An 18,870-nucleotide genomic window follows, 5' to 3' on the forward strand; every position below is an offset into this window, starting at 1 on the left:
CGATGACGTCGACGCCCGCCGCAGCTTCATCACCCGCAACGCCAAAGACGTCCGCTTCCTCGATGTCTAAAAACGTCGAAAAAACGTCTCAAAGACGTCTTCAAAGACGTCTTCAAAGACGTCTAACGCCTCAGGCGCCCAGCACCAAGTAGACCAGCACCAGCAGGGACAACGCGGCGACCGAGACACCCGCGGGCAGCACCGCACGCCGCGCGCGGTCCGGCCGGGGCAGCGGCCGCACCGCCAGGGCGCGACGGCGCAGCATACCCACGGTGAACACCGCCAGCGCGACAACGGCTGCGACACCGGCAATTCCGAGCCGTGCGGATCGCCCATCCAGACCGGCGATGTCACGGTCCTTGAGCAGAATCAGCCCACCGGATACCACCACCGACAGCGATGTCCGCGTCCACGCCAACGCCGTCCGCTCCGCCTGCAGGCCCCGGTCGGGCGGAAAGACTTGCGCGCGGCTCATCGGACCGCGGTGGTCGTTGCCAGCGTCAGGGTCACCGTCAGCAGACCGACTACGATCAGGGCCACCGCCAAATAGATCGGGGTGGCCGGCCGGGGCAGCGGCAAATTACGGCGAATCGCGTGATCGACCTGACTCCAGCGATGCAATCCGGCAACCGAGGTCAGCACCGCGACAACGCCTATTGCCCCACCCAGGATGTGCCGCAGCCCCGGAATCGCCAACTCCGGCAGGAATTGCACGACCCCGACCGCCGCAGCAAGCAAACCAAGCGCGGTGCGTTGCCAGGCCAAAAAGGTGCGCTCGTTGGCCAGGGTGAACCGGTAGTCAGGTTCGGCCGGAGTGGTCGGCGCGGCCTCGTGTTTTCCGAAAGTGGCTGAGGGCCTTGTGATCTCCACAATCATACAGTCTCCCGCGAAATACGGCGGCACGCTACCTTCTTGGTAGTGGCGTAACCCAGGATTCACCTGCACCACAGTCGATTCCAGTCCCGCCGTGGCGAACTTCACCAACCCGCACTGCGGTAGGGCCGCCGACCTCCGGCGCACGTTGAGATCAGATGGCGTAACTGTGGTGCAACGTGCAGTGACCGAGCGGTAATAGACAACCCCGACTCTGGATTGCGTGTACGACAGAAGACACCTCGCCCGTGCCGGCTACGCCCGACGGTGGCGCGCGCGGGCCGCAGTCGCCGCGACCACGGTACTGGTGCCCGCGGCGCAGCTGCTCACCGGGTGCGGTCTGCTCACCGAAAGCACCGTCGTGGTCAACGTCGGCTACCAGTCCAAGACCATCAACACCGTCAATGCCGGCACGCTGCTACGCGACCGCGGCGACTTCGAGAAGGCACTAAGCCGGCTCGGCGTGTCTACCGGCAAGAAGTACCGCGTCGTCTGGCAGGACTTTGCCTCGGGCGCACCGTTGACCGCGCAGATGATCGCCACCCACGTCGACATTGGATCGATGGGCGACTACCCGCTGCTCACCAACGGCTCGAAAACCAAAAAGTACAGCGACGCCCAGACCGAGCTGATCGCCACCACCGGCTACAGCTTGCGGGGCTCGTTGAACCAGGTCGTCATCCCCACCGGTTCCACCGCTCGCACCCTCACCGACCTCGTCGGCAAACGAGTCTCCACCAGTCTCGGGTCGGCCGGCGACGGCATGTTCTCAACCGCTTTGCAGCGCAATGGAATCGACGCGGCGGGCGTACGCAAGGTCAACCAGGATCCGTCGATCGGCGCGTCGGCCATCCAGGGCGGACAAGTGGACGCGTTCGCCCAGTTCGTGCCGTGGCCGCAGCTGGTGATCTTCCGCAATCAGGGCAGGCTGCTCTACGACGGCGGGGACAACAACGTGCCCACCTTCCACGGCGTTTTGGTCCGGAAGCAATTTGCCGACGCCAACGGCGACGTGATGACGGCGTTCATGCAGGCGATGAAATCGACCACCGACTACATCGTCGCCAATCCGCTGCAGGCGGCGCTGCGGGTGAGCAAGCTGACCGGCATCGAACCCGAGGTCGTCTACCTGTATAACGGCCCCGACGGACTGGTGTCCTTCGACATGACCCTCAAGCGTCAGTTCGAGCTGACCCTCGACAAGATCAAGGACTTCCTGGTCGCCCGGGGCGCGGTGAGCCGGACCTTCAGCATCGCGACTTTCATCAATGACCGCTACCTGCAGCAACTGTTCGGCGCCGACTATCAACGCCGCCGAGCCGACGTCACCAATCCGATCACGCTGACCGGCTATGACGACCTGTGCGGCCTGCCCGTCGGCGATCCGGCCCAGGCCTCGGAGTTATGGCAGCAGGGCGCCGACACCACCGTCGCCGCGGCGACGCCAACCTGCCTGCTGCGGCGGGTGGCCACCACCTCCTCGGTGCGCGCCGCGTACGTCCCCGACGCCGTCACCGGCATCAAGCTCTTCGCGAATCATGCTGTCTGGCTTGATGACCCGACCGCTTCCCCCATGCAGCGGTTCAAGCCATTCGCCACCGAGGCCGGCGCCGAGGCGTATCGCGCCAGCCACCCGGCGGTCATCCCGCTTACCTATCCGGCGGCTGTTGCCCAGCTGCGTCCGTCGGGATAGCCGACCAGAAACCCATTGACAGGAAGGAACCCAGTGACCACCACACTGACCCGCGGCCAAGCGGGGCTCGGACCCGCCTCCCCGGCCCGCCCGCTCCGGCCTCGCCGACGGATTGGTGACCGCATCCTTTCCGTTGTGCAGCGCCGCGCCGCCGGACTGCTCCTGCCGCTCGTCCCGATCGTCGCGTTCGTCGCGTTGTGGCAGATGCTGACCGCACACAACGTGGTCGCTTGGCTGCGCTTCAATCGGATGCCCACCCCGATGAGCGTCGTCGATTCCTTTGCGTCGCGGATCAGCTCCGGCGGGTACTACGACGACCTGCTGGCCAGCGTGCAGCGGATCCTGCTGGGGTTCGGGTTGGCGGCCGTAGTGGGCATCGCGCTGGGAATTCTGATCGGTCGTTCCCAAACCGCGCGAATGATGCTGCGCCCCTTCATCGAGATACTGCGGCCCATTCCCGCGATCGCCCTGGTTCCGCTGACCATCCTGCTGTTTCCCACCAGCGAGCAAGGGATCGTCTTCATCACGTTCTTCGCGGCGTTCTTTCCCGTCGTCGTCAGCACCATCCACGCCATGGATTCGCTACCCAGGGTGTGGGAGGAAGCCGCCAAAACCATGGGGGCGAGCCGTGTTTCGTTGCTGATGCACGTGATCGTGCCCGGTGCTATGCCCGGAATCTTCGCCGGCCTGTCCGTTGCAATGGGAGTGGCGTGGATCTGCGTGGTCAGCGCGGAAATGATCTCCGGACAGTTCGGCATCGGCTACTACACCTGGCAGTCCTACGGTCTGCTCGATTACGCCGGTGTCGTCGTCGGCATGATCTCGATTGGGGCGCTCGGACTGATCACCGCGTGGGCGGTGGAGCGCGTCGGCCGTCGCGTCAACCACTGGTTGCCCAGGGCCGCCCGATGAGCGCCGGCGCCGTCCACCTGGACGGCTTGAAACTGGGCTTCAACGGCGCCCTCGCCGCCGACATCACCCTGGACGTCAACCCCGGCGAGGTCGTGGTCTTCCTCGGTCCGTCCGGGTGCGGCAAGTCGACAATTCTGCGCGCCCTGGCCGGGTTGCTTGCGCCGATGGGCGGACATGCCACCGTCGACGGCGCCGCCGCCGGTAGTACTGCCCAGTGCGCCATGGTGTTTCAGGAGGATGCGTTGTTCCCGTGGCGCACCGCGCTGAAAAACGTGATGTACCCCATTCGGCTGCGCGGGGTCGGCAAGAAGGAGGCCAAGGCCGCCGCGCAGGAGCGCCTCGAACAAGTCGGTCTCGGAAGCTATGGCGGTCATCTGCCCGGCCACCTCTCCGGCGGCATGCGGCAGCGCGTCCAGCTGGCTCGCACCCTGGCGTGCGAGCCGAAGGTAATGCTGATGGATGAACCGTTCGGCGCGCTGGACGCGCAGACCCGGCTGGAGATGCAGCAACTGCTGCTGGCGGTGTGGGCGCAACAAAAGATGACCATCCTGTTTGTCACCCACGACGTCGATGAGGCGCTGTTGCTCGCCGACCGGGTGGTCTTGCTGAGCCATCGGCCGGCAACGGTCGCCGACATCATCACGATCGACGAACCCCGCTCGCCCGAGGCGCAATTCACCGACGCCTATCGGCGCAGCCGCTACGAGATCCTGCAGTTTCTGGGACATGCTCCGGCAGTGAACTGCGCCGCGGGGGGTGCCCAGCGATGACGATCGAAAGCGACCTGCGGCCTCCGCGCGGCCGCCCCTATCTGGGGTACGTCCGCGAACCGAGCGCCGCTGGGAGCAAGGTACTTGACCCAACCGGCGCGGCATGCCGGCACTGCGTCTCGGCACCGGCGAACCACGCCGATGTGGTTCAGGCAACGCTGTTCGCCGACATGCTCCGCGCCGAACATGCCGAACTTGGCGCCGTCGTGCGGGCTCAGCGGCCCGAGGACCGACCCTCGGCCGAGCAGTTGCTGCAGTTGCAGGCACGCATGAAAGAAGTCCGCCGACTGCTCGAGGCCCTCGAGAAAAGGTTCGGCCAGTCCGCGACCGTCGAAATAAGCACACCGCCAACGGGATTCGTCCGCGACGAGCACCGACGCTGAGACAGATCTTCGATCACCTAGGACAGACCCGAACACCATGAGCCTTACCATGCCGAGTACCCGCACGCCTGGGATCAGTCCCGACAACTCCGTGCGCGGCGTGTTCCGCAGTCCCGCCCGGTTGCGCACCGAAGTCCTCGCCGGATTGGTCGTCGCGCTGGCGTTGATCCCGGAGGCCATCGCCTTCTCGGTCATCGCCGGGGTCGATCCGCGAGTCGGCCTCTTCTCCTCGGTCACCATGGCGCTCACGATCGCGGTGGCTGGTGGCCGGCCGGCGTTGATTTCCGCGGCAACCGCCGCCGTCGCCCTCGTCGTGGCACCGATCGGCCATGAATACGGGGTCAACTACCTGGTCGCAACGATCGTGCTGGCCGGCGTCTTTCAGGTACTCCTCGGGCTGGCCGGAGTCGCGAAACTCATGCGCTTCATCCCGCGCAGCGTGATGATCGGGTTCGTCAACGCGCTGGCCATCCTGGTGTTCGTCTCACAGTTGCGGCACTTGGTGGACGTCCCGTGGCTGGTGTATCCGCTCGCCGCGGCCGGCATCGGGATCATGGTCGCGCTGCCCAAGCTCACCACCGCCGTCCCGGCGCCCCTGGTGGTGGTGGTGACCTTGACGGCCGCGGTGGTGGTCTTCGGCTGGCGCATCCCTGACGTGGGAGCCCAGGGCGCACTGCCGCATTCGCTGCCGTCGCCGTCGATCCCACACGTGCCGCCGACGTGGACGACGCTGCAGATCATCGCTCCGTATGCGATAGGCGTCGCCCTGGTCGGACTGCTGGAATCGCTGATGACGGCCAAGCTCATCGACGACATCACCGAGACCCCGTCCAACAAGACCCGCGAAGCTTGCGGTCAAGGCCTGGCCAACATCATCACCGGCATCTTCGGCGGCATGGGCGGCTGCGCGGTGGTCGGGCAGACCATGATGAACGTCAAGGTCGCCGGCGGACGCACCCGGATGTCGACCTTTGCCACCGGAGCATTCCTGCTGCTGTTGATCATGTCGCTCGGCGACCTGGTCGGGCGGATCCCGATGGTGGCGCTGGCCGCCGTCATGATCGTGGTCTCCGCCGCGACCTTCGACTGGCACAGTGTCGCGCCACGGACACTGAAAGTGTTGCCGCGCAGCGAAACCGCCATCATGATCATCACCGTTGTGGCTACCGTGGCCACCGGAAACCTGGCCATCGGGGTCACCCTGGGCGTGCTCGCCGCCATGGTGGCGTTCGCCCGGCGCGTCGCCCACCTGACGATCGTGGAATCTGACGGACCGCGCGGCGCCGATGCCTCCGGAACCCGCACCTACCGTGTCCGAGGTGAACTCTTCTTCGCGTCCAGCAACGACCTCGTGCATCAATTCGACTATGTGAACGACCCGGACGACGTCCTGATCGACATGTCCGGCACCGACGTGTGGGATGCCTCCGCGGTGGCCACCCTCGACGCGATCCGAAACAAATACCGGCTCCGCGGCAAGACCGTACGCATCAGCGGTCTGGACGGAGCCAGCCTCGAACGTCTCAACCGGCTCTCCGGGCGACTGGGCGTCTAACCCGCGCGCCCGCACGGGTTGTGCTGTAGAACAGTGCGTACACGAAAGCCCTGCGAAGCAGCGAGCGGGATTCGATTGGCTGAGACGAGAGGGGCCATCGTATGCCCGGATGGCGACGCCGCGGTGCGGCCGACGACGGCAGCACGGCCGAGGTCGGCCGCAGTGTTGGTGCCGAAATAGAACTCGAGGTCACCGAACCGACGGTGCTGGACTTCCAGGTCGCGGTCAGCCGTCAGCCGGGCATCGAGGTGAGCGAAACGCTCACGATCAAGCGAAACGGCAAAGTGGTGCAGCCCCGCGAGGTCGTCGGTCCGCATCAGACCCGGATCCACGTGGTGCCGTCCGACAAAGGGACCGTGACCTTGTCCTACGCCGCGACGGTCGCCGGTCAGGCGGATCCCACGCCGGTGAGCGATATCGACGCGATGACCTATCTGCGCCCGAGCAGGTACGCCGAAGCCGACAAGTTCTTCGGCTTCGCCGCCACGGAGTTTCAGCAGTACGGCACCTCGGTCACGTTGCTCGAGAAGGTGTCCTCGTGGGTCGGCACCCGGCTCGACTACGTGCCGGGCTCCAGCGATCCGATCGACGGGGCCGCCGATACCTTGCTCGCCGGTGCCGGCGTGTGCCGAGACTATGCCCACCTCGTCATCGCGCTGCTGCGCGCGCTGAACGTCCCGGCCCGGCTGGCCGCGGTGTATGCGCCCGGCTGCCAGCCGATGGACTTTCACGCCGTGGCCGAGGCGTTGATCGACGGGGTCTGGCGGGTCGTCGACGCCACCTGTCTGGCTCCCCGGCAGTCGATGGTCCGCATCGCCACCGGCCGCGACGCCGCCGACACCGCCTTCCTGGACAACCACGGCGGCGCCATCACCTTGCAGAACATGACGGTGACGGCAGTGGTCGATGGTGAACTACCGCGGGACTCGGTCGAACAACTCGTGAGCCTGCAGTAGCGCCCGCTGGTCATGGCCCGCGGCGGGACCGTAACGTCGGCAGGCATGAGCGTGTATGCCTTGAATCTTTTCGATGTCGCCGATGCCGACGAGTACCGCGCCTATTCCAGACGATCGCCCGCCGAGGTGGCCAGGCACGGTGGCCGCGTGGTGGCGCTCGGCAGTTTTCAGGATGCGATGCTCGGCGACATCGAGCCGCGTCAAGTGCTCATACTCGTCGAGTGGGAGTCGCGCGAAGCCTTCGACAACTACTGCAACGACCCGGGACTCGCCGACCTGCATCCGCACCGCGAGAACGGATCGGCGAAATACATCTGGCACCTGTTCGACCGCCTCGACGATCTGCGGCCGATTCTGAACAGGTAATCGGTTACCGCACAGCACATTGCCGCGACGCGGGGCGCGTGCGGCGACGCATTCGCATTCTCGAGCGGCGTCACGTGAGCGGCGCCCGGTCGTAGGGCGCACCGGTCCCTGCCAACGTGATTTCGAGGATCCGCCCGCGACCGTGCTCGCCTCGACACGGTACCGGGCCGACGTGTTAGCCGGTGTGCGACCATCCGGCGCTTACGTGATGGTTTGACCAGCCCTGCAGCGGGTATTTTCCTCGCACGGTTTGAGTAGGGGGCCTACAGATGACGGCAGTTGGGCAAGGTCGCGCGCGTTGCCCGCGGTGCGCGGCGTGGGCCGAGTACCGGTTTTTCGAACTGGGCGGGGAACTCGGCGAACGCCTGCTGGAATATCAAGTGCGTTGCGGGACATGCGGTCACCTACACTCCGAAGTCACCCCGGTTTCGGCTCCCGACGCCGCGGCTGCCTAGGCTGTCGCGTTAACATCTTGCCCGGCAGCAGATTTCATCTATCCGATGAGTGAGACGACGCAGCGCGAGCTCGGCGCGTCCGACAGCCCCATCGAAGACAAGCTGGAAGACGCCTTCATCAGCATGCTGAGCGAGGGCACCCAACGCCTGCACCGCGGCTGGCGAGGCATCTTGGTGACCGGCTTTTTCGGCGGCACCGAGGTCGCGCTGGGCGTGCTGGCCTACCTGGCGGTGCTGGACGCGACCCACCGACCGCTGCTGGCCGGGGTCGCGTTCTCGATCGGTTTCCTTGCGTTATTGCTGGGCCATAGCGAGCTTTTCACCGAAGGATTCCTGGTGCCCGTCACCACGGTGGCGGCCAAGCGGGCCAGCCTGCGCCAGCTGTTCAAACTGTGGGGCGGCACGCTGTTCGCCAACCTGGTCGGTGGCTGGATGATCATGTGGCTGATCATGACGGGATTCCCCGAGCTACGCGGACAGACGGTCGAATCGGCCGCGCACTTCGTCAGCGCGCCGGTGTCGGCGCAGACCGTCGCGCTCACCGTGCTCGGCGGCATGGCGATCACGCTGATGACCCGGATGCAGCACGGGACCGATTCGGTGCCGGCCAAGATCGCGGCCGCGGTCGCCGTCGCCTTCCTGCTCGCGGGGCTGCGGCTGTTCCACTCGATCCTGGATTCGCTGCTGATTTTCGGTGCGCTGGTGGCCGGGCGGGCGCCGTTCGGCTACCTCGACTGGCTGGGCTGGTTCGGCTACACGGTGGTCGGCAACGTGGTCGGCGGGTTGTTCTTCGTCACGCTGCTGCGGCTGGTGCGCAGCAGCGATCGCCTCCGACAGGAACGGATGGCCGCCGAAGCGTCCTGACGCCGTAGCGGAGGCCGCAATAGGCGAAGTTTATCGATCCATCGCAACTTAGTCTTGGACAAAACGCGCAGGCGGAGCGACTCTATTAGGCGATGGGCAAACACGATCGATGAGCGTCAGGAGCCGGGCGATGACCACCTTGTCACCGACAGTGCAGTACCAGGGTCGCGGCTTGAGGCGGCGGTGGTCGCTCGCCGTCGCCAGCACCGTCACGGCTGCAATGCTCATGATCGCCGCCGCCCACCACCCGGCAATCGCGCGGGCGTCGGACGACTCGATCGACATCGTGCCCGGTGTCGCGATCATCCCGGCGCCGGGCTGGACTGCCGCGGACCGGGGTCCCAACTGGGTGGCGCTATCCAACGCCGATTCCAGCGCCCAACTGCAGGTCGCGGTCAAACCCACGAGCGCACCGGATGCCGTGGCCACCCTGCAGGCCGACATCGATCAGTTGAGTGCGACGGCGGGGGCCGACCTGACCAACGTGCAGCCCCTGACCGCACCCAAGACGAAGGCATTGCAGGGCAACAACTTCCAGCAGGAAGCCTTCGTTGACTACACCGCGACCGCGGGTGCGCCGCAGGGCCCGGTTCCCGTGCTCGGGACCTTCAGCGAGCTGTGGAACACCACGAGTCGGCAGACGGCCTTTGTCTACTACCGGCAGAACCACAACGCGACCTCCCAGGCTGTCAACGACGGTGGGGCGATGATCGCGTCGATGCTCTGAAGAATTAGCCGGCGCGACGGTGGGCGATGATGCGTGCGCCGTGGGCGGGAATGTAGACGACGTGACGCGCGCGGGGCTTCTCCGGCCGGGCCCGGGCGGCGGTGAGGCGGTAGTTTCGCAGCACCTCCCGAAGGATCGCAGTCGCTTCCATCATGGCGAATCCCCCACCGAGACAACGGCGTACGCCCGCGCCGAAGGGCAGCCAGTTGGCGGCGGTGGCGGAGCCGTCGAGAAACCGCTCCGGACGGAACAGGTGCGGCTCCGGATGCTGCCCCGGGTCGGTCTGCACGGGTTGGATGCCGGCGAAAACGGTGTAGCCGGCCGGGACCCGATAGCCGCCCAGTTCGACGTCGTGGGTCAGTCGCCGTGCCACGGCGTAGAACACGGGGTGTAGCCGCATCGACTCCTTCACGACCGCCTCGAGAAATTTGTCGTCGCCGGTGTCGACCGCAGCGATCGTCTTGTCCTGCAACGCCGGATCGTGCGCCAGGTCATGCAGGGTCCACGACAGCGTGATCGCGGTGGTCTCGTGACCGGCCAACAGCAGGGTGACCATCTGATCGCGCAACTCGGCATCGCTGAGCCGGTCCTCATCGACTTCGGTCGTGATCAGCCGGGACAGCACATCGTTGCGTTCCTCGGTGTCCGCGGCACCGCGGCGGCGGTGGATCTCCGCATACAGCAAATCGTCGATGCCCGTGAGCAATTGGCGAAAACGCTTCCACGGGCCGAACCGCTGCAGCGGCGCCACGACCTCGCCGGCGTGCACCGCCATGGGCGCCGAAACGAGTCGGGAGAACGGGACCCGCAGCGCGTCGAGCTGCGGTCCCGCCCGCAGGCCCAAGACCACCCGCAACATCATCTCCAGCGTCACTGCGTTCATCCGCGGTTGCGCGGCGAACGGGGTGCCGAGCGGCCAGCGGCCAACCTCTTTGGTGGCGAGCTCGTTCATCATGTCCCGGTAGCCGCGCAGCGCCGCCCCGTTGAACGGCGGAACCAGGAGTTTGCGCAGCCGCTGGTGGTCGGCTTCGTCGGTGGTCACCACCGAGCGCTCGCCCATCACATTGCGGATCCCTTGGATTCGTCCCTCGCCCGCGTGGAACGTGGTCGGCTCGCCACCGAGCACCGCACGGTTGAGCTCGGGACTGCACACCAGCACCGACGGCCGGCCCAACACCGAGACGGCGATGACGTCGCCGTAGTGCCTGCGCAGCCAGGGGGTGACGCGATCCCGGTGGGAGAACAGCGCGGTCTGCAAGACACCGGGCAGTCGCGGACCGGGCGGGAGCGGGAGCTGCGCCAGCCGATCGGCCACGGCGGGCATCGCCGGATTCATGTCAGCTCGCCCAACCGGTGTGGGACATCAGCGCCTCCTCGGGACTTCGACGCTCACCCACACTACCGAGCATCGGCCGTTTCCGAATGTCGAGGAGTTGAGGATCGCGCAGGATCAGTGCGGCTGCGCGAGCCGACCCATCTCGGCAAAAATGGTCTGGCGCAGCTTTTCTCGGGGCAGGTCGGTCAGCCCGGTCGCCGACCGGACGAACGGTTCGAACAGCTGCCAACCCAGCAGCAACGCGATCGCATTCGCCGCACCCAACCGGGCACTCTCCTCGTTGTCATGCTGGGGCCGCAGCCCGTCGAGCAATCTGGCGGCGGCGGGAAAGCTGGACTGCAGCTGCCCGACCGCGTATCCGTCGAGCAGCGCCCGCGCGATCACGCGCAAATGGCGGGCGGTGGCCGCGTCGATCTCGGCGGGCGACGCCTCCGCTTCGGCCAGCGCGCTCGTGTTGGCGGCCAGATGATCGAGCACCGCGGCCACGAGCTGCTCCTTGGTGCCGAAGTGGCGAAAGACCAGGCCGTGGTTGACGTGCGCCCGGGCGGCGATGTCGCGAATCGAAGCGGCCGCCGGCCCGCGTTCGGCAAACATGTCCGCGGCGCTGTCCAGGATTGCGGCGACCACCTCGTCGCGGCCGGTCGGAGTAGCCTCTCGCGCCCCGGTCAGGCTTGCGCTGCGTGTAGTCATGTGTCTACACTAGCACTGTAGTCGAACGACTACAGACCTGACGGAACAGGCGGAAGCGGGTCTTCTTCGGGGTTGCTGGTCGCGGGGTACTAGCAGCCCTGGGAAACGAGACCCGCTTCCGCGTGTGCCCGGGCGGCGTGTACGGATACCGCCCGGCACTGCACTGGCCCCCGCATAGCCGTAATCTCGCGCAGGAGAAGATGCGCAGCGATAGGGGGCGGGAACACTTGGCTGCACGGGACGAGCGCCGCTACGTGATCGTCGGGGCCGGCGCGATCGGTGGCACCGTAGGCGGAGTGCTGACCCGCGCCGGTGTCCCGGCGGTGCTGGTGGCCCGCGGCCGCCATGCCGAGGTGCTGGCCAGCGACGGCATCACGTTGCAGACCCCCGACGGCACCTACCAAACCGCGGTTGCCGCCGCAGCGCGGCCCGAGGATGTCCGGTTGGACGAGCGCGACGTGCTGGTGTTTGCGACCAAGACTCAGCAACTCGATGCGGCGCTGCAGGACTGGGTGGACCGACCCGTCCACGGTCCCTCGGGTGTCGTCGGGACCGCGGGCGACCGGTTGCCGGCGATGACGGCCACCAATGGCGTTGCTGCTGAGGACAAAGCGTTGCGGTATTTCCGGCGCGTGTATGGCGTCTGCGTGTGGCTGCCGGCCGTACATCTCGAGCCGGGTCGGGTGATCGTGCGGTCGTGGCCCGTGGTCGGCCAGTTCCACATCGCCCGTTGGCCCGCGGCGCTGCGTACGCCGGAGGATAACGAGCTGCTGGCGGCGCTGGCCCGGACGTGGAGCCCGGCGGGTGTGCTGGTGCGAACCCCCGACGACGTCGCCCCGTGGAAGTACAACAAGTTGCTGAGCAACCTCGGCAACGCCGTGGGCGCGCTGACCGCCGATGATGCCGGTGACGTCGTGGCTGGGGTGCGGCGCGAAGGCGAGGAGATATTGCGGCGAGCGGGAATCGAGTTCACCTCGTTCGAGGTCTCCACGGCGGCGCGGGCCGACGGGCCGACGATACGTCCGGTGCCCGGGTCGGATAACGGACCCAGCAACTCCACGTGGCAGTCGTTGAGCCGCCAGACCGGCAACCTCGAGACCGACTTCCTCAACGGCGAGATCGTGTGCATCGCCCACCGGCACGGCTTGACCGCACCGGTGAATGCCGCGTTGGCTCGTGCGGCGCGCGCAACGGTGCGAGACGGCCGCGGGCCGGGGCGCTACACGGCCGCCGAGTTGGCGGATCTGCTGGGCGTCAACGAGGTCAGCGCGTCCCGCAGCTGAGGCGTTCAGCGCCGGACTGCCCCGTCCACCGCGCAAGCGTCGCGGCCCATGCGCCGCGGTCGGCGGAATCGCCGGCCCACGCGATGTAGCCGTCCGGGCGCACCAGCAGCGCCGGACCGGTGTCGGCCCGTTCGGCCTGCGGCAGGCGGCCCGCTGCGACGGTGGGTGCGCCGTGTTCGCGGATGAACACAAAGCCAGCGTTTCGTTGCAACGCGGTTAGTTGCCCGTGCCGCAACGGGATCCGCGACGCGCGAGTCCCCACCACAGCTGCCTCGCCGCTGTGGTGGGGATAACGCAGGGTCGTCCCGGCGAAGCTGCCGGCGATCGCGTCGCGGACCTTCGGGATGCGAAGCAGGCGGGGCGCCAGCAGGTTTCGCACGCCACGAGCGATCCGCGGGCGCAACGTGATGCCGCGGGCCATCAGACCGGATTGCAGCAGCACCCGGCGCGCGATCGGATGACGTTCGTCGTGGTAGCTGTCCAGCACGGCGTCATCGGCACCGCCGAGCACGGCGTCGATCTTCCAGGCGAGGTTCACCGCATCCCCAATGCCGGTGTTCATGCCCTGCCCGCCCATCGGTGAGTGCACATGTGCGGCATCGCCGGCCAAAAAGACCTGGCCATGCCGATACTGCGCGACTTGCCGCTCGTCACAATGGAATCGGGATTTCCAGCCCACCTGCAGCAGGCCGGGGTCGGCGCCCATCGACCGTGCCAGGATGCCGGCGATCTCCTGGTATCCCGCCGGTGCGCTGTCGGGCAGCTGATTGTTGCGGTCCCATACCATCGCGCGGTACCAGGCACCGGCGGCGTCCCGCCCGCCGTAGGGCGCCAGGAACGCGAACTCGTTTCGCGTGCTGCTCACCGTCAGGCCCTGTCCGCTCGGGCCGCGCGCGAGCCGGACGTCGGCCAGCACGATCGACGACAGCATCGTCCGGCCGGGAAAATCCGCGCCCACCAGTGCACGCACCGTGCTGTGGGCCCCATCGGCACCGATCAGATACTTTGCACGCCAATAGTTTTCGTCGGCGCCGGTACCATCGTGGCAGCGCGCGGTCACGGTGACCCCGTCCGCGTCGGCGGCGAGCCCGACGACCTCGACGCCGCGCCGCAGATCGGCGCCCTGCGCGACGGCGTACTCGGCCAGCGCCCGATCGACGTTGGTCTGCGGTGTGATCATCACGAATTGATACGGCGAGTCCAGGTGCGTGAGATCGATGCGGGCACCGCCGAAGATCGTGACGCCCGACGCCCGGTGCGATCGGGCCAGCAGGTCGTCGGCAAGCCCGCGCGCGTCGAGCACCTCGAGCGTGCGGGCCATGGTCGCGAACGCGCGGCTGGACGGGTTGATCGTGGGCCGGCGCTCCAGCACGGTGACCGAACGCCCGGCGCGTGCAAGGTCGCCCGCGGCGGTCAGCCCGGTCGGTCCGGCGCCGACGATCACGACGTCGACGTGGTGAGTGGTCATCGATCCGCCGCCTGGGGGTGCGGGTACCAGCGGCGGATGTCGTCGGGGGTCGCGACGGCCGCGCGGTTGAAGACGAAGCGGCACCGGGGCTGGGTGAGGTGGGCGGTGTTGACGATCGATTCGAACAACAGTGTGTTGCTGGCAACCAGGCGCACCCCGGCCCCGATGAGCACCGCGTCGTACCGCTTGGCCTGCAGGCACCGCCGGGCCTTGTCGGCGCCCGCGTCGCCGAAGTCGATCAGGCAGTTGTCGACCTCGTAGCCGGCGGCGCGCAACGCGGCGACGTTGTCGTTGTTGGCGGTGCGCAGCGTCTCTTTCGACAGTCCGGCAAATTGCGCGAAGTCCGGCGCGGAGTAATCGATCACCTCGGGGTCGAGTCCGATCTGGATGGCTGTGACGGTCATGGCGCGCCCCCTCGATGAGTTCAACAGTTGTTGAACTCAAACGATAGACCCCCCGGCGGCGGGGTGTCAACAGTTGTTGAATACACTGCAGGCATGCCGTCCAAGGTCCGCGATGGGGAGGCCACCCGGTCGACGATTCTGCGCACTGCGCGGGCGCAGTTCGGCAATCACGGCTTCGAGCGCACCACCATTCGTTCGGTGGCCGCGGCCGCGGGCGTCGATCCGGCGCTGGTCATGCACTACTTCGGCAGTAAGGCCGAGCTTTTCGCGGCGGCGTCTCGCTTCGACGTCACGTTTCCCGATCTGTCCGGCGTGGCCCCCGACCGCGTGGCCGACTTGGTGTTGCCGATGTTCATTGCCGTCTGGGGACCGCACGGCCCGTTGTTGCCGATGCTGCGGGCGGCGGCGACCAACAAAACCGCCGCTGACGCGTTGCTGGCGGTGTTCGTCGATCAGGTGGCTCCGGCCCTGGCCGCCGTGGTCCCGGATCGGGCTGCCGAGCGGGCCGCCCTGGTGGGCTCGCAGATCCTGGGCCTGGCGACGGCTCGCTACATCCTTGGCCTCCCGCCCCTGGTCGACATGACCGACGCCCGCCTCGTCGAGTGGCTGCGACCAGTGTTCGTGCATTACCTCACCGATCCGGCACCATGAACTGATGCACCCGTTCCGCAAGGCGGTCGAGGACCGCGATGAGGCCGCCATGCAGGCATTGCTGGCCGACGATGTCGTGTTCACCAGCCCGGTGGCGTTCAAGCCGTACGTCGGCAAGCCGATCACCGCGGCCATTCTGCGGGGGGTGCTGCGGATCTTCGAGGACTTTCGCTATGTCCGGGAGATCGCCGGCGCCGACGGCCGCGACCATGCCCTGGTGTTCGAGACCGTCGTGTCGGGCAAGAAGATCAACGGCTGCGATTTTCTGCACTTCGACGAGGACGGCCTGATCGACGACTTCATGGTCATGGTGCGCCCGCTGTCGGGGGCGACGGTGCTGTCCGACGCGATGAGCGCGCAATTCGACCGCATCCAGGCCGAGGCGGTGGAGCTGGCCGCAAGGTTCGCGGCGCAGTAACGAGCAACGCCGGCACAAACGGGCCCTGCGGTGTGTTGGCGTAAGTATGTCGACCACGAATCAACGGAGACGCCGGTGAAAATTCGCTTCGGGGTGAGCCTAGGTGCGGACAGCGCACCCGACCAACTGGCAGCCGTTGTCGATCATCTGGAGGCCAACGGCGTGGACTCGCTGTGGTTCTCCGAGCTGGTCTATGCCCCCGCGGTGGACCCCGTCGTCGGGATGGCCTACGCCCTGGCCCGCACGGCTCGCCTGAAGGTGGGCACCTCGGTGGCGGTGCTGCCGGGTCGCCATCCCGTGTTGGTGGCCAAACAATTGGCGTCGTTGGCGGCCGTCGCGCCCAAACGGGTGCTCCCGGTCTTCGGACTGCGTTCGGCGATACCCGCCGAGCGGGAGATCTTCCCGGTTCCCGACGGAGCGCGCGCGGCGGTGTTCGACGAATCGCTGCGGGTGTTACGTGCCGCGCTGGTCGAAGATTCTGCCACCTATCGCGGCCGCTACTTCACCGTCAACGGCGCGGTGATCACGCCGAAACCCGCACCGCCACTGGATATTTGGTTGGGCGGGTCGGCGCCGGCGGCATTTCGGCGGATCGGCGCGTTGGCGGATGGCTGGTTGGGCAGCTTCCTCACCCCGGCCGAGGCACGTGCCGGGCGCGCGGCGATCGAGCGGGCCGCCGAGCACGCCGGCCGCCGGATCGAGCCGGACCACTTCGGCATCTCGCTGGCCGTCGCCGACGGCGAGCTGTCGGCGGAGCTGGTCGCCGCAGCCCGGCGACGCCGGCCCGACGTCGATCCCGCCGAGCTGATCGCCGTCGATTGGGACCAGCTGCACCGGCAGCTCGACGGCTACCTGGAGGCCGGATTGACGAAATTCGTGATCCGCCCCGCCGGTGGGGGACCGGTGGACGGTTTCATCGACCGGTTCGTCACTGAGCTCGCGGGTCGGCAGAACTGATGACACCGCCGCCGAGGGCGCCTCACACGCCCTTGAGGCTGCCGATCCCTAGCGAGTAGTCCGTGGCCTTGCGGGCCGGCTGCTCCGCCTCTTCGACGTAGGTCTCGGGGTCGCGGTCGACGATCTCGAGTCCCTTGGTGGTCGGGTGCTGGGCCATGAATTCCCGGTATTGCCGGCCCAGAGCTTCGCGCAGGCCGATCGGCGCGTTGCGGCGGAAGTCGGCCAGGCCCTCGCGTTCTTCCTCGCCCATGTGGTCGTCGTTGGCCACCCGGGTGCGGCCGACCGCCTCCCACCACGGTTCGGTCCCGATCCCGACGGCGTTCGCGTCGCGCACGCCGTCGCGGATGTCGTTGTGATCGCCGATGGCATCCAGGGTTTCGCCTTCGGGATCGTCGGAGCCGCGCCGCAGCAGCTGCGGGTAGAAGATCTTCTCCTCGATGTAGGCGTGCACATCGAGCTTGTCGGCAAGGGGACGCCACACTCGCTCGAGCGCCCGGATGTTCAGGGGTGTCTGGGCTTGCAGATCGTCCAGCCGGGCGAACTGTTCGCGAAACCAATCGTGGTCGGCGAGGATCAACGCGGTGATGTCAGGCATTGCACCTCCCCGCCTCCTGCGCCCTGTGGTCATCGTGGCCGACACCCGCGGGCACAGTCAACCCGCTGCCCGCGGTCTTCCACCAGACTGCCAGCGCCACGGCGATCAGTGCCGACGCTGCGGCCGCCGCGACGATGAACACCCAGCCCCACCGGATCGTGGTCAAGTCGATGCCCGGTTGGTAGATCATCGTCAGGATCGCGGTGCCGAACACCGTCCCCAACTGGCGGGCGGTGTTGGTCAGCGCCGAACCGGCGCCCCACCGGTGTGCCGGCAGCACCAGGCCGCTGACCGCGGACAGGCTGGGCATCACCAACCTCACCCCGGCGCCGGTAAACAGTTGGCCGGGAAGGAAATCCGTCAGGTAGTGCGGCTCGGGGCCGACCCGACACAGCCAGATCACGATCCCGGCCGCGTACAGCGTCGCCCCGGTCGCGGCGACCGCGCCGATCCGGAACTTTCCGATCAGCCGGTGGGCGAGCGTCAGCGAGACGATCACGACGACCACCGGACCGGGCGAGAGGCACCAGCCGGCGGCGGCCGGCGGCTTTCCCCACACCGACGTCAACAGCATGACGCTGCCCAGCAGCATCGCGCCGAACGCCGCAGCGAACAGCAGCAGGGCCAGGCAACTGGACCAGATCGGCACCACCCGCACCGCAACGAGATCCAATGCCGGCGACGGATGGCGTAGCGAACGCCAGATGGTCAGGGCCAGAGCGCATGCCGCGCCGACGAGGGCGGCGACAATCCTGCCGACGCTCGCCACGGGCAGTTCGATCAGCACCCACACCAGCGCCCCGACGCCCAGCACCAGGGCAAGCGCACCGAACAGATCCGGAATCCCGACACCGCTGCCCACGGTCCGGGCCAGTACGTAGCGGCCGGCCACCAACGCCAGCACCGCGACCGGCAGGTTGACGAAAAAGATCCAGCGCCAAAACAATTCGACGAGAAACCAACCGACCGGCGGCCCCAGGGCGGCGGCCATCGCGGCCACCGCGGACCAGGTGCTGACGGCGAGCGCGCGCCGCGCAGCGGGCACCGCGGCCAGCAACAGCGCCAGCGAACTCGGCATCAACATGGCCGCGCCGAACGCCTGAACGACGCGGGATGCCAGCAACAGATCAAACGATTCGGCCAACCCGCAGGCGGCGGATCCGAGCGTGAAGACGGCCAACCCGCCTTGGAACACCCGGCGATGGCCGTAACGGTCGCCCAGGCTTCCGGCCGGAGTCAGAAACGCCGCGAACACCAGCGTGTAACCGTTCAGAATCCACGACATCGCGCCCAGGTCGGCGGTGTGGAACGCGCGCCGGATGTCCGGGAAAGCGATGTTGACGATGAACAGGTCCAGGCTGGCCAAAAACGCCGCGGCGGAGACCACGAGGACGGTCGCCGTTGCGCGGGCGGCCGATATCGGCGCCGTCGTTGCCAAGGTTGCCTCACCAGGATGGTTGCTGATCGGTCGGCGAGCGCATCCGCCGCCGAACGCTGAGTATTGCTAACTATAC

22 protein-coding genes are annotated in these 18,870 nt (G+C 67.4%); 14 read left to right on the forward strand and 8 right to left on the reverse strand.

Annotated features, from left to right (window positions below):
• A partial coding sequence (locus AWC25_RS27795) for a hypothetical protein (RefSeq protein WP_425320226.1) occupies window positions 1–70 on the forward strand: 70 nt, incomplete at its 5' end.
• A gap of 60 nt (window positions 71–130) precedes the next feature.
• On the opposite strand, the gene AWC25_RS03905 is transcribed toward AWC25_RS27795, so the two are convergent.
• A complete protein-coding gene (locus AWC25_RS03905; RefSeq protein WP_069399329.1) occupies window positions 131–475 on the reverse strand; it encodes a DUF202 domain-containing protein in 345 nt (114 codons plus the stop codon).
• Window positions 472–864, reverse strand: coding sequence for a YidH family protein (locus AWC25_RS03910; protein WP_232326925.1), 393 nt, complete (start codon window positions 862–864; stop codon window positions 472–474). Before AWC25_RS03910 ends, AWC25_RS03905 begins: the two co-directional genes overlap by 4 nt.
• Before the next feature lie 232 nt (window positions 865–1,096).
• On the opposite strand from AWC25_RS03910, the gene AWC25_RS03915 reads away from it, so the two are divergent.
• The 9 genes from AWC25_RS03915 to AWC25_RS03955 all read left to right on the forward strand — a co-directional run bounded on the left by AWC25_RS03915 (window position 1,097) and on the right by AWC25_RS03955 (window position 9,554).
• The gene (locus tag AWC25_RS03915) at window positions 1,097–2,566 is read left to right on the forward strand and encodes an ABC transporter substrate-binding protein (protein ID WP_085166384.1); all 1,470 of its coding nucleotides are present in this window, start codon (window positions 1,097–1,099) and stop codon (window positions 2,564–2,566) included.
• A gap of 33 nt (window positions 2,567–2,599) precedes the next feature.
• On the forward strand, window positions 2,600–3,478 hold the full coding sequence (locus AWC25_RS03920; RefSeq protein WP_232326916.1) for an ABC transporter permease: 879 nt from the start codon (window positions 2,600–2,602) through the stop codon (window positions 3,476–3,478).
• Window positions 3,475–4,248, forward strand: coding sequence for an ABC transporter ATP-binding protein (locus AWC25_RS03925; RefSeq protein WP_069399332.1), 774 nt, complete (start codon window positions 3,475–3,477; stop codon window positions 4,246–4,248). Before AWC25_RS03920 ends, AWC25_RS03925 begins: the two co-directional genes overlap by 4 nt.
• Window positions 4,245–4,631: a hypothetical protein gene (locus AWC25_RS03930; RefSeq protein ID WP_085166385.1), complete on the forward strand. Its 387-nt coding sequence runs from the start codon at window positions 4,245–4,247 to the stop codon at window positions 4,629–4,631. The genes AWC25_RS03925 and AWC25_RS03930 overlap by 4 nt, the downstream gene beginning before the upstream one ends.
• Before the next feature lie 37 nt (window positions 4,632–4,668).
• Window positions 4,669–6,186 (forward strand): SulP family inorganic anion transporter, encoded by a 1,518-nt coding sequence (locus AWC25_RS03935; RefSeq protein ID WP_069399334.1) that lies wholly within the window; start codon window positions 4,669–4,671, stop codon window positions 6,184–6,186.
• Window positions 6,187–6,287: 101 nt separating this feature from the next.
• Window positions 6,288–7,142, forward strand: coding sequence for a transglutaminase-like domain-containing protein (locus tag AWC25_RS03940; protein WP_069399335.1), 855 nt, complete (start codon window positions 6,288–6,290; stop codon window positions 7,140–7,142).
• A 45-nt stretch (window positions 7,143–7,187) separates the two neighbouring features.
• Complete coding sequence (locus AWC25_RS03945) at window positions 7,188–7,508, forward strand: DUF1330 domain-containing protein (protein ID WP_069399336.1); 321 nt, start codon at window positions 7,188–7,190, stop codon at window positions 7,506–7,508.
• Window positions 7,509–8,008: 500 nt separating this feature from the next.
• Window positions 8,009–8,827 carry a formate/nitrite transporter family protein gene (locus AWC25_RS03950; protein WP_069399337.1) on the forward strand — a complete coding sequence of 273 codons (819 nt, stop codon included), beginning with the start codon at window positions 8,009–8,011 and terminating at the stop codon, window positions 8,825–8,827.
• Between the two features lie 130 nt (window positions 8,828–8,957).
• Window positions 8,958–9,554 carry a hypothetical protein gene (locus AWC25_RS03955; RefSeq protein ID WP_232326918.1) on the forward strand — a complete coding sequence of 199 codons (597 nt, stop codon included), beginning with the start codon at window positions 8,958–8,960 and terminating at the stop codon, window positions 9,552–9,554.
• A gap of 4 nt (window positions 9,555–9,558) precedes the next feature.
• Here the strand turns inward: AWC25_RS03955 and AWC25_RS03960 are convergent, their stop codons facing one another.
• A complete protein-coding gene (locus AWC25_RS03960; protein WP_211281016.1) occupies window positions 9,559–10,890 on the reverse strand; it encodes a cytochrome P450 in 1,332 nt (443 codons plus the stop codon).
• A 114-nt stretch (window positions 10,891–11,004) separates the two neighbouring features.
• Entirely contained in the window at window positions 11,005–11,580 is a 576-nt protein-coding gene (locus AWC25_RS03965; RefSeq protein WP_069399338.1) for a TetR/AcrR family transcriptional regulator, read from the reverse strand.
• A gap of 227 nt (window positions 11,581–11,807) precedes the next feature.
• Between AWC25_RS03965 and AWC25_RS03970 the strand changes: the two genes are divergently transcribed.
• Window positions 11,808–12,863, forward strand: coding sequence for a ketopantoate reductase family protein (locus AWC25_RS03970; protein ID WP_244899455.1), 1,056 nt, complete (start codon window positions 11,808–11,810; stop codon window positions 12,861–12,863).
• Here AWC25_RS03970 and AWC25_RS03975 read toward each other — a convergent pair.
• Entirely contained in the window at window positions 12,844–14,331 is a 1,488-nt protein-coding gene (locus AWC25_RS03975) for an FAD-dependent oxidoreductase (RefSeq protein WP_085166387.1), read from the reverse strand. The two genes, AWC25_RS03970 and AWC25_RS03975, sit on opposite strands and share 20 nt — an antisense overlap.
• Window positions 14,328–14,735: a hypothetical protein gene (locus AWC25_RS03980; RefSeq protein WP_085166388.1), complete on the reverse strand. Its 408-nt coding sequence runs from the start codon at window positions 14,733–14,735 to the stop codon at window positions 14,328–14,330. The genes AWC25_RS03975 and AWC25_RS03980 overlap by 4 nt, the downstream gene beginning before the upstream one ends.
• A 93-nt stretch (window positions 14,736–14,828) precedes the next feature.
• On the opposite strand from AWC25_RS03980, the gene AWC25_RS03985 reads away from it, so the two are divergent.
• The 3 genes from AWC25_RS03985 (at window position 14,829) to AWC25_RS03995 (ending at window position 16,761) form a co-directional block, all read left to right on the forward strand.
• Window positions 14,829–15,386, forward strand: a complete 558-nt coding sequence (locus AWC25_RS03985) for a TetR/AcrR family transcriptional regulator (RefSeq protein WP_069399342.1) — start codon at window positions 14,829–14,831, stop codon at window positions 15,384–15,386.
• A gap of 4 nt (window positions 15,387–15,390) precedes the next feature.
• Window positions 15,391–15,804: a nuclear transport factor 2 family protein gene (locus tag AWC25_RS03990; protein ID WP_069399343.1), complete on the forward strand. Its 414-nt coding sequence runs from the start codon at window positions 15,391–15,393 to the stop codon at window positions 15,802–15,804.
• A gap of 75 nt (window positions 15,805–15,879) precedes the next feature.
• A complete protein-coding gene (locus AWC25_RS03995; RefSeq protein WP_069399344.1) occupies window positions 15,880–16,761 on the forward strand; it encodes a TIGR03854 family LLM class F420-dependent oxidoreductase in 882 nt (293 codons plus the stop codon).
• Window positions 16,762–16,783: 22 nt separating this feature from the next.
• On the opposite strand, the gene AWC25_RS04000 is transcribed toward AWC25_RS03995, so the two are convergent.
• The gene (locus tag AWC25_RS04000; protein ID WP_069399345.1) at window positions 16,784–17,356 is read right to left on the reverse strand and encodes a hemerythrin domain-containing protein; all 573 of its coding nucleotides are present in this window, start codon (window positions 17,354–17,356) and stop codon (window positions 16,784–16,786) included.
• Complete coding sequence (locus AWC25_RS04005; protein WP_084229190.1) at window positions 17,349–18,794, reverse strand: MFS transporter; 1,446 nt, start codon at window positions 18,792–18,794, stop codon at window positions 17,349–17,351. The genes AWC25_RS04000 and AWC25_RS04005 overlap by 8 nt, the downstream gene beginning before the upstream one ends.
• Window positions 18,795–18,870: the final 76 nt, after the last annotated feature.

Origin of the sequence: Mycobacterium sherrisii, from assembly GCF_002102355.1 — a bacterium.
Taxonomy (GTDB): domain Bacteria; phylum Actinomycetota; class Actinomycetes; order Mycobacteriales; family Mycobacteriaceae; genus Mycobacterium; species Mycobacterium sherrisii.